The 8,617-nt window shown below is 65.3% G+C and carries 8 protein-coding genes and 2 pseudogenes; 5 read left to right on the top strand and 5 right to left on the bottom strand.

Going from position 1 to position 8,617, the window contains the following annotated elements; genetic code table 11:
- From AUC71_RS21650 to AUC71_RS00165, 5 genes and pseudogenes are all read right to left on the bottom strand, one after another.
- The coding region (locus AUC71_RS21650; protein WP_280139250.1) for a dephospho-CoA kinase at nt 1-149 on the bottom strand (149 nt) is incomplete at its 3' end.
- Between the two features lie 23 nt (nt 150-172).
- Nucleotides 173-355 (bottom strand): dephospho-CoA kinase, encoded by a 183-nt coding sequence (locus tag AUC71_RS21645; RefSeq protein WP_069622634.1) that lies wholly within the window; start codon nt 353-355, stop codon nt 173-175.
- Nucleotides 352-1,188, bottom strand: coding sequence for a shikimate dehydrogenase (locus AUC71_RS00175; RefSeq protein ID WP_069622633.1), 837 nt, complete (start codon nt 1,186-1,188; stop codon nt 352-354). Before AUC71_RS00175 ends, AUC71_RS21645 begins: the two co-directional genes overlap by 4 nt.
- A 2-nt stretch (nt 1,189-1,190) precedes the next feature.
- Nucleotides 1,191-1,813 (bottom strand): annotated as a pseudogene (locus AUC71_RS00170) (Maf family nucleotide pyrophosphatase).
- Nucleotides 1,810-2,646: a pyruvate, water dikinase regulatory protein gene (locus AUC71_RS00165; RefSeq protein ID WP_069622632.1), complete on the bottom strand. Its 837-nt coding sequence runs from the start codon at nt 2,644-2,646 to the stop codon at nt 1,810-1,812. The pseudogene AUC71_RS00170 and the gene AUC71_RS00165 overlap by 4 nt, the downstream one beginning before the upstream one ends.
- Before the next feature lie 427 nt (nt 2,647-3,073).
- Here AUC71_RS00165 and hemE point away from each other — a divergent pair, with 427 nt between their 5' ends.
- From hemE to AUC71_RS00140, 5 genes and pseudogenes are all read left to right on the top strand, one after another.
- Nucleotides 3,074-4,114: a uroporphyrinogen decarboxylase gene (gene hemE / locus AUC71_RS00160; protein ID WP_069622631.1), complete on the top strand. Its 1,041-nt coding sequence runs from the start codon at nt 3,074-3,076 to the stop codon at nt 4,112-4,114.
- A gap of 24 nt (nt 4,115-4,138) precedes the next feature.
- The gene (gene hemJ / locus AUC71_RS00155; protein WP_069622630.1) at nt 4,139-4,567 is read left to right on the top strand and encodes a protoporphyrinogen oxidase HemJ; all 429 of its coding nucleotides are present in this window, start codon (nt 4,139-4,141) and stop codon (nt 4,565-4,567) included.
- A gap of 238 nt (nt 4,568-4,805) precedes the next feature.
- A complete protein-coding gene (gene rho / locus AUC71_RS00150) occupies nt 4,806-6,071 on the top strand; it encodes a transcription termination factor Rho (protein ID WP_069622629.1) in 1,266 nt (421 codons plus the stop codon).
- Between the two features lie 143 nt (nt 6,072-6,214).
- Nucleotides 6,215-7,239, top strand: a pseudogene (locus AUC71_RS18320) (methyl-accepting chemotaxis protein); the annotation flags it as partial.
- A complete protein-coding gene (locus AUC71_RS00140; RefSeq protein WP_425283336.1) occupies nt 7,222-8,580 on the top strand; it encodes an ABC transporter substrate-binding protein in 1,359 nt (452 codons plus the stop codon). The pseudogene AUC71_RS18320 and the gene AUC71_RS00140, both read left to right, overlap by 18 nt.
- The last annotated feature ends 37 nt before the right edge of the window (nt 8,581-8,617 follow it).

Genomic DNA, 8,617 nt, shown 5'->3' with positions numbered 1-8,617 from the left:
GCCTGCGTCTCGAACAGGAGCGGGATCTCCAGCACTGCAAGCCGCGCCCCCGCCTTTTCCTGCTCGCGCAGGAAATCGATCTCGGCCGCGACCACCAGCGGATGCACGATCGCCTCGAGTGCCTTGAGGCGCTCCGGCTTGCCGGCCACCTCCTTGCCGAGCAACGCGCGGTCTACCCGGCCCTTGCGCACCGTGCCGGGAAGGCGGCCTCGATGGCCGGGACCGCCGCACCCTCGTAGAGCCGATGCACATAAGCGTCCGCGTCGAACACCGGCACGCCGCGGCGGCGCAGATGGGCGGCCGCCGCACTCTTGCCCATGCCCATGCCGCCGGTGAGCCCGATGACCAGCATCATGTCTCTCCGAGCGTGGCCACCACGTGGGCGCGCAAGGCCGGCGTCACGTGCGGGCGCACCCCGAACCAGCGCTCGAAACCCGGGACGGCCTGATGCAGCAGCATGCCCAGCCCATCGACCACCGCGTTGCCGCGCTTGGCCGCCTCCACCAGAAGCGGCGTCAGCAGCGGCGCATAGACGATGTCGGCGACGATGGCGCTCCCGGGCAACGCGGAGATGTCGATGTCGAGCGGCGGCTGGCCGGTCATACCGAGGCTCGTTGAGTTGATCAGGAGACCGCAGGCCGAGAGCTTCGCCGCCCGCTCGTCCCAGTCGATGACCTCGATCTGCGGCCCGAAGACGCGCGCGAGCGCTTCCGCCTTCGCCTTGGTGCGGTTCGCAAGCAGGATGCGCGGAACGCCGGCCGCCAGCAGACCGTAAAGGATCGCCCGGGCCGCGCCGCCCGCGCCCAGCACCATCGCGAGACCCACCCCCTCGTTCCACTGCGGCGCTTCCGCGTCGAGATTGGTCACGAAGCCATAGGCGTCCGTGTTGCTCGCGTGCAGCGCCCCCTTCTCGTCGAGCCACAGCGTGTTGGCCGCGCCGATGGCAAGCGCCGCGGCGTCCGCCGCGCCCGCCGCGCCCAAGGCCGCCTCCTTGTGCGGCAGGGTCACGTTCGCCCCCACATAGCCGTGGCCGGAGAGCTCCTCGAGAAAGCGGCCCAGATTCGCAGGTTTCACCGCCTCTTTTTCATAGGCGCCGTCGATGCCGTATTCGTTCAACCAATAGCGGTGGATCACGGGCGAGCGCGAATGCTCTACCGGCCAGCCGATCACGCAAGCGCGGCGGGTCATGCTCAACCCTCGATCACGCCCTCGCGCCGAAGCGTATCGAGGAGCGGCAGCAGCGGTAAGCCAAGAATGGAGAAGAAGTCGCCATCGATTTTCTCGAAGAGCTGGATGCCGAGCGATTCGATCTGATAGGCGCCGACCGAGCCGAGCACCGCCTCGCCCGCGGCGGCAAGATAGTGACCGATGAATTCCGGCGAGAGCTTCCGCATGGTGAGCGTGGCGACGTCCGTATAGGCCCAGATCGCCTCGCCGTCTTTCGCGATCGCAACCGCCGTGTGCAGCTGATGGGTCTTGCCGTTGAGGTCGAGCAGCTGCTTTCGCGCCGCCTCCATGGTTCCGGGCTTGGAGAGAATTTGGCCTTCGAAGGCGAGGATTTGATCTCCGCCGATCACGGCGGCGCACGCGCCAAATCGCTCACGGCTTCCGCCTTGGCGCGGGCAAGGATTTCGGCGACGTCATGGGGATCGAGTGTCTTCTCGCCGCCGATCGCCTCGCGCATGGTCTCCTCGTCGAGACCAGGCGCTTCGGCGATATAGGAGAGTCCGGCCGAGTCCAGGAGCCGCGCCCGGGTCTTGCTGGTCGAGGCCAGGATGAGAGGCGGCCGTCCTGCTTGCACGATGCCGGTCATGCTTCGAGCGCCGGCGCTTCGCGGTCGTGATAGAGCCGGATAATGCCGGCGGCCGTCTCTTCGATGGAGCGGCGGGTCACGTCGATGATCGGCCAGCCGTGCCGCGCGCAAAGTTGCCGCGTCTGCGCGATCTCCGCGGCGATCGCATCCCGGTCGACATAGTCTTCCAAATGACCGTGGGCCTGTTCGATCACGCGGTTCTGGCGAACTTGAGCGATGCGCTCCGGGCTCGCCACCAGCGCCACGACAAAGGCCTTCGTCTTCTGCTCGAGCTCTGGCGGCAGCGTCATGCCGGGCACCAGCGGCACGTTGGCTGTCTTGAATCCGCGATTGGCCAGATAGATGCTGGTCGGCGTCTTTGAGGTGCGGCTGATGCCGAGCAGGATAATGTCGGCATCGTCCAGACTTTCCGGCAGATGCCCATCGTCATGCATCATGGAGAAGTTGAGCGCGTCGATGCGGCGGAAATAGTCGGCGTCGAGCTGATGCTGTCCGCCGACGGTCGGCGTCGAGGCCATGCCGAGATAAGAATCGAAGATTTGCAGGACGTGCTTGAGCGGCGCCACGCAAGGCACTTTGAGCTGCTTGCAGGACTGCTCCAAGGCTTCGGCGAGCGTGCGGTTGAACAGCGTGTAGAGCACGATGCCCGGTGCCGCCTCCACCTCCTTGAGCACCCGGTCAAGCTCTCGGCGGCTTCGCACCAGCGGATGCAAATGCTCGATGGGACGCACTTCCGCGTATTGCACGCCTACGGCCCGCGCGATCGTGGCGAGCGTCTCGCCGGTCGCATCCGAGATCATGTGCAGATGGAAGGTGCGCTGTTGGATATCCATGTATGGCCTTTGGATAACCGGGGCGGGTTAACGGAGCAACATGGGGGGCTCGGTCATCTCTCCCCACTGACCCGGAACAGTCCGCCGACTTCTTCACAGATTCGCTTGTGTCGAGAACGTGACGACTTTTTCAAGTCGGTCCACAATACCTTTTTGATCCCCAGCTCCAAAGGACAGATACCCACAAGCGGTCAAGCCCTCGTCCAGAGCCGGAGCGCATGAAAAAGCGCTTTTGTGGCGGGTCGTTGGTGCTCTTCTTAGGGCGACCAAACCACAGCCCCGCCCGTTTATCTTCAAACTGTCAAATGGCCCGCAAGCCAGCCTGTCGAGAGACTGGTGATGAATGTGAATGTCCGCTATCCACGCCCTAATAACAAAAATAACAGAAACCCTTTTAGAGACTCTCTTTATTAGTTTTAGAGAGACCATGTCCTCACCACACGCTCCTCTCCTCGCCGCTCTGAAGGGCGATCGTTGCAGCCCGCCGCCGCTCTGGCTCATGCGGCAGGCCGGGCGCTATCTGCCTGAGTACCGAAAAGTGCGGAGCGGGGTCGCGTCGTTTCTCGATCTCTGCCTCACGCCGGCACTGGCTTCAGAGGTGACGCTTCAGCCCTTGCGCCGGTTCCCGCTCGATGCGGCGATTGTGTTCTCGGATATCCTGGTCGTGCCCTATGCGCTCGGCCAGAAGGTCGCCTTCGTCGAGGGGGAGGGTCCGAAGCTCGAGGCCGTGAAGGATGGCGCCGCCATCGCCAAGCTGACAGGCGAGAACGCCGCCTCGCGCCTCGCGCCTGTCTACGAGACCGTCGAACGCGTTGTGGCCGAGCTCCCGGCATCCGTGCCGCTGATCGGGTTCTGTGGCGCCCCATGGACGGTGGCGACCTACATGGTCGAGGGCGCCGGCAGCAAGGACCAGGCCGCGCCCCGCGGCCTTGCCTATCGCGAGCCGGAGACGTTCCAGCATCTCATCGATCTTTTGGTGGAGACGTCCGCCGCTTACCTGATCGGCCAGGTGGAGGCGGGCTGCCGGGTGCTCCAGATCTTCGACAGCTGGGCGGGGAGTTTGCCTGAGGACGAGTTCGAGCGCTGGTGCATCGCGCCTACCAGGGCGATCGTGGATCGGGTGAAGGCCAAGGCCCCCGATATCCCGATTATTGGTTTTCCGAGAGGATCGGGCCCGCTCGCGGAGCGCTACGCCTCCAAGACGGCGATCGATGCCATTGGCTGCGACACGAGCCTGCCCGTGGGCTGGATCCGCTCCGCCCTGCAAACGCGACTGCCGGTCCAGGGCAATCTCGATCCTGTCCTGCTCGCGGCCGGCGGTCCTCGCTTCGAGGCCCGCGTCAATTGGATCCTGGAGACCCTGGGCGAGGGACCTTTCATCTTCAATCTGGGCCATGGCATTCTGCCGGAGACCCCCATCGAGCACGTCGAGAAATTGGTTGCGCTGGTCAAAAACGCGCCCGCCTGACCTCCTACACCTCTTGGGAATCGGATGTTTCTTGCCTATATCAAGGCCTTCCACATCATCGCGGTGATCGCCTGGATGGCGGGCTTGCTCTATCTGCCGCGGCTATTCGTCTATCACGCCGCCAGTGAGACGGGTTCGGCACAGGCGGAGACCTTCAAAATCATGGAGCGGCGTCTGCTCCGCTTCATCACCACCCCGGCCATGGTCGCGGCCTGGATTTTCGGCCTGATTCTGGCCTTTTCCGTGGTGGATTGGGCCCATGCCGGCTGGTTTCACGCCAAGCTGCTGCTGGTCCTGATCCTGTCCGGCTTCACCGGCATGCTCGCCAAATGGACCAGAGAGTTCGCGGCGGATCGAAACACCCACTCGCAGCGTTTCTACCGCATCGCCAACGAGGTCCCCACGCTGCTGATGATCGCCATCGTCATCCTGGCCGTCGTGAAACCGTTTTAGATCAGGGAGGCTCAAATCTCTTTCCGCGCACCGTAAGGGTCTGCTATAAGACGACTCGCATCCATTCCGGGACGCACGTCGCGGTCCGGCCTTTCTCCCATAAAGATCGGTTTACTTGGACTGGAGCAGGCGTCTGAACGCCTTCCCGCCAAGGCACCCAATTTCCCCTTCTGCTGATCTCGCGCTTCACGCAGCGCGCATCAAACATCAACATTTCCATCTCTTGGAGTAGCAGCGCATGCAGGAAATGAAGCTGCAAGAATTGAAGGCCAAATCGCCGACGGAGCTTTTGAGCTTCGCCGAGGAGGTCGAGGTCGAGAACGCGAGCGCCATGCGCAAGCAGGAGCTCATGTTCGCGATTCTGAAACAGCTCGCCGCCCGCGATGTGGACATCACCGGCACGGGCGTGGTCGAGGTGCTGCAAGACGGCTTCGGCTTCTTGCGGTCGCCCGATTCGAACTATCTCGCCGGGCCCGACGATATCTACGTCTCGCCCTCGCAGATCCGCCGCTTCGGCCTGCGCACCGGCGACACGGTCGAAGGCCAGATCCGAAGCCCCAAAGAGGGCGAGCGCTATTTCGCGCTTCTCAAGGTCAACACGATCAATTTCGAGGAGCCCGAGAAGCAGCGCCACAAGATCCATTTCGACAATCTGACGCCGCTCTATCCCGACGAGTGGCTCGAGATGGAGACGTCGGACCCGACCCGGAAGGATCAGACCGGCCGGGTCGTCGACATCGTGGCGCCGATCGGCAAGGGCCAGCGCGGCCTCATTGTCGCGCAGCCGCGCACCGGTAAGACGGTGATCCTCCAGAACATCGCCCACGCCGTCACCGCCAATCATCCGGAGTGCTATCTGATCGTGCTGCTGATCGACGAGCGCCCGGAAGAGGTGACCGACATGCAGCGTTCGGTGAAGGGCGAGGTCGTGTCGTCGACCTTCGACGAGCCCGCCTCGCGCCACGTCCAAGTCGCCGAGATGGTCATCGAGAAGGCCAAGCGCCTGGTCGAGCACGGCCGGGACGTGGTCATCCTGCTCGATTCGATCACCCGTCTCGGACGCGCCTACAACACCGTGGTGCCGTCCTCCGGCAAGGTCCTCACCGGCGGCGTGGACGCCAACGCGCTGCAGCGGCCGAAGCGCTTCTTCGGCGCCGCGCGCAATATCGAGGAAGGCGGCAGCCTCACCATCATCGCCACCGCGCTGATCGACACCGGCAGCCGCATGGACGAGGTGATCTTCGAAGAGTTCAAGGGCACGGGTAACTCCGAGCTCGTGCTCGACCGCAAGGTCGCCGACAAACGCGTGTTCCCGGCCATCGACATCGCCCGCTCCGGCACCCGCAAAGAAGAGCTTCTGGTTCCCGCCGATCAGCTCAAGAAGATGTACGTGCTCCGCCGCATCCTCAATCCCATGGGCACCATGGACGCCATCGAGTTCCTCAACGACAAGCTGAAGCAGACCAAAAACAACGCCGAGTTCTTCGACTCGATGAACACGTAGGGCGCGAGCGGAGACGCATCTGGGGTTGCATAGCCTAATCTTTGAGCGCGCCTGCTCTTGGAATAGGCAGAAAACTCAATAGAATCAGAAAGATAATCGCAAGGTTTGGCGCGTAGCGTCGATCGCGGGTCCGGGGGATTCGCATGACATCGATTCGCAAAGCCTGGCTGCCGAGCGCCGCCATCGCCATTCCATTGCTCGTGGCCGCCGGTCTTGCGGTGTTCGCCACCGCGACGCTCGGCGTGATCGCCGGCATTCTGACCGGGCTCGGCGCGGCGCTCGCCGCCGTCGTGATCGTCGAGGCGCCGCTCAAGTCGCTCGCCGCCGTGACGCACCGCATCGCCCATGGCGACCGCTACGCCATCCTGCCGCGTCAGAAGCCCGGTCCCCTTGCCGCCATCGCCAGAAGCGTCGATGCCTTGCGCGCCGCGGTGCTCGAAGCCGACGCGCTCGCCGTCGATCAGCGGCGGCGCGAAGCGGAGTCGCGGCTGCACATGGCGAGCCGCAGCTTCTTCACCCGCAGCTTCCGCGGCGCCGTCGACGACGTGATCAAGACCTTCACCGACGGCAGCGCCTGGATCGGCCAGACCGCCACCGACCTCGAGGAACGCAACCGCCACATGCATGGCAAGGTGGCCAATGCCTCCGACGCCGCCCGGGCCGCGGCGGACGACGTGGCGGCCATCGCCGTCGCCGCCCGCGGCATCCTTCTGTCCATCGAGCAGTCCGCCGGAGACATCGGCGCGTCTCGGGAGGCAAGCGCACGCGCCGCCGCCGACCTCGCGAGCGCCGACGAGACCATGCGCAGGCTCGCCGGCACCGCGGCGCGGATCGAGCAGGTCGTCGGTCTCATCCAGACCGTCGCGCGCCAGACCTCGCTGTTGGCCTTGAACGCCAGTATCGAGGCGGCCCGTGCCGGCGCGGCGGGCCAGGCTTCGCCGTGGTCGCCGGCGAGGTGAAGGCGCTCGCCGCCCAGACCGCGAAGGCGACCGAGGACATCGCCGCGCAGGTGGGCGGCATACAGAGCGCGGTGGAGAGCACGGCGGATGCGCTGCAGGACGTGCATGCGAGCGTCGGGGAGATCAACGCTGCGGACGAAAAGCTCCGCGCCGCGCTTGAGCAGCAGACGCACGAGCTCGACGCCATCGCGATGCGCGCCGCGCAAGTCGCCGAGCAGGTCTCGGGCGCCCTGCCCGATCTCCGCCAGGCCGTGGGCCATGTGGACCAGGCCGGCGCCTCCATGCTCGGCACGGCGGAAGAGCTGGTCGGCAAAGCCAAGGGCCTCGTCACCCAGGTGACGCGCTATTTCACCGACCTCGACTCCGGCGCCATCAAGGTCGGCATTCTGCATTCGCTCTCCGGCACCATGACCGCGAGCGAGCGCCCGCTCCAGGAGCTTCTCGTCATGATGATCGAGAAGGCGAACGAGGAGGGCGGGCTCATGGGCCGGCCGCTGGAAGCGGTGATCATGGATCCGCGCTCCGACCCCCGCGCCTATGCGGGCGCGGCGCGCTCGCTGCTGACCGAGCATCACGTGGCGGCGATCTTCGGCTGCTGGACGAGCCACTCGCGCAAAGAGGTCCTGCCCGTGGTCGAGGCTCTGAACGGGCTTCTGTTCTATCCGAGCCAGTACGAAGGCGAGGAGGAATCGTCGAACATCTTCTACACCGGCGCCACCCCGCAGCAGCAGGCCATCCCCGCCGTCGATTACTTGCGCCGCCGCGGCCACAACCGCTTCTTCCTGCTCGGCTCCGAGTCGGTCTATTCGCGCACCACGAACGCGATCCTCAAATCCTATCTCGCGGCGGAGGGCGCCGAGCCGGGTGCGATCCGCGAGGTGCTGACGCCCTTCGGTCACAAGGACTGGGCGGAGACGGTCGCCGCCATCAAGCGCTTCGGCGCCGGCGGCGATGCGGGCGTCATCACCACGGTGAGCGGCGACGCCAATATCTATCTCTATCGCGAGCTTGCCGCCCAAGGCATCGCCGCGGACACGATCCCGGTCATGACGCTGTCCATCGGCGAGAGCGAGTTGCCGGCCATCGCCGTCCCTGAGGTCGCGGGCCACCTCGCCTGTTGGAGCTATCTGCATGAGCTCGACACGCCGGCCAATCGCGGCTTCGTGCGCGCCTGGCGGAAGTTCTGCGGTCGGCCGAACGTGATGACCGACGATCCGATGGAAGCGACCTGGATCGGCTTCCAGATGTGGATGGCGGCGGTGAAGCAGGCTCAGTCGACGGAGACGAACGCGGTGCGCGGCAAGCTGGCAGGCATGCGCCTGAAGGCGCCGAGCGGCTACGAGGTCGCCATGGACGGGGTGAACCATCATCTGCACAAGCCGGCCATTGTCGGCGAGATGACCGCCGACGGCCGCATCGTGCCGGTGTGGAAGAGTTCGGGCCTCATCGCGCCGGACCCCTGGAGCCCGTGGCTTCCCCGCGCCGAGAGCACGGCGATCGCCCGCCGCGGCGACACCGCCCAGCTTCGCCCCCTCGCCTACGCGAGTTGATTCCGCGTCCGCTCCTATGGTCATCCTGAGGTGCGAG

This window comes from Methyloceanibacter marginalis, from assembly GCF_001723295.1.
Lineage (GTDB): Bacteria > Pseudomonadota > Alphaproteobacteria > Rhizobiales > Methyloligellaceae > Methyloceanibacter > Methyloceanibacter marginalis.
Note: the sequence above shows the minus strand (reverse complement) of the source record. Positions and strands in the feature narration are given on the sequence as shown.

What these genes read in the sequence shown, in the direction of transcription:
- AUC71_RS21645 (WP_069622634.1), bottom strand. Translation starts at nt 355, where the DNA reads ATGATGCTGGTCATCGGGCTCACCGGCGGCATGGGCATGGGCAAGAGT.
- AUC71_RS00175 (WP_069622633.1), bottom strand. Translation starts at nt 1,188, where the DNA reads ATGACCCGCCGCGCTTGCGTGATCGGCTGGCCGGTAGAGCATTCGCGC.
- AUC71_RS00165 (WP_069622632.1), bottom strand. Translation starts at nt 2,646, where the DNA reads ATGGATATCCAACAGCGCACCTTCCATCTGCACATGATCTCGGATGCG.
- hemE (WP_069622631.1), top strand. Translation starts at nt 3,074, where the DNA reads ATGTCCTCACCACACGCTCCTCTCCTCGCCGCTCTGAAGGGCGATCGT.
- hemJ (WP_069622630.1), top strand. Translation starts at nt 4,139, where the DNA reads ATGTTTCTTGCCTATATCAAGGCCTTCCACATCATCGCGGTGATCGCC.
- rho (WP_069622629.1), top strand. Translation starts at nt 4,806, where the DNA reads ATGCAGGAAATGAAGCTGCAAGAATTGAAGGCCAAATCGCCGACGGAG.
- AUC71_RS00140 (WP_425283336.1), top strand. Translation starts at nt 7,222, where the DNA reads ATGCGCGCCGCGCAAGTCGCCGAGCAGGTCTCGGGCGCCCTGCCCGAT.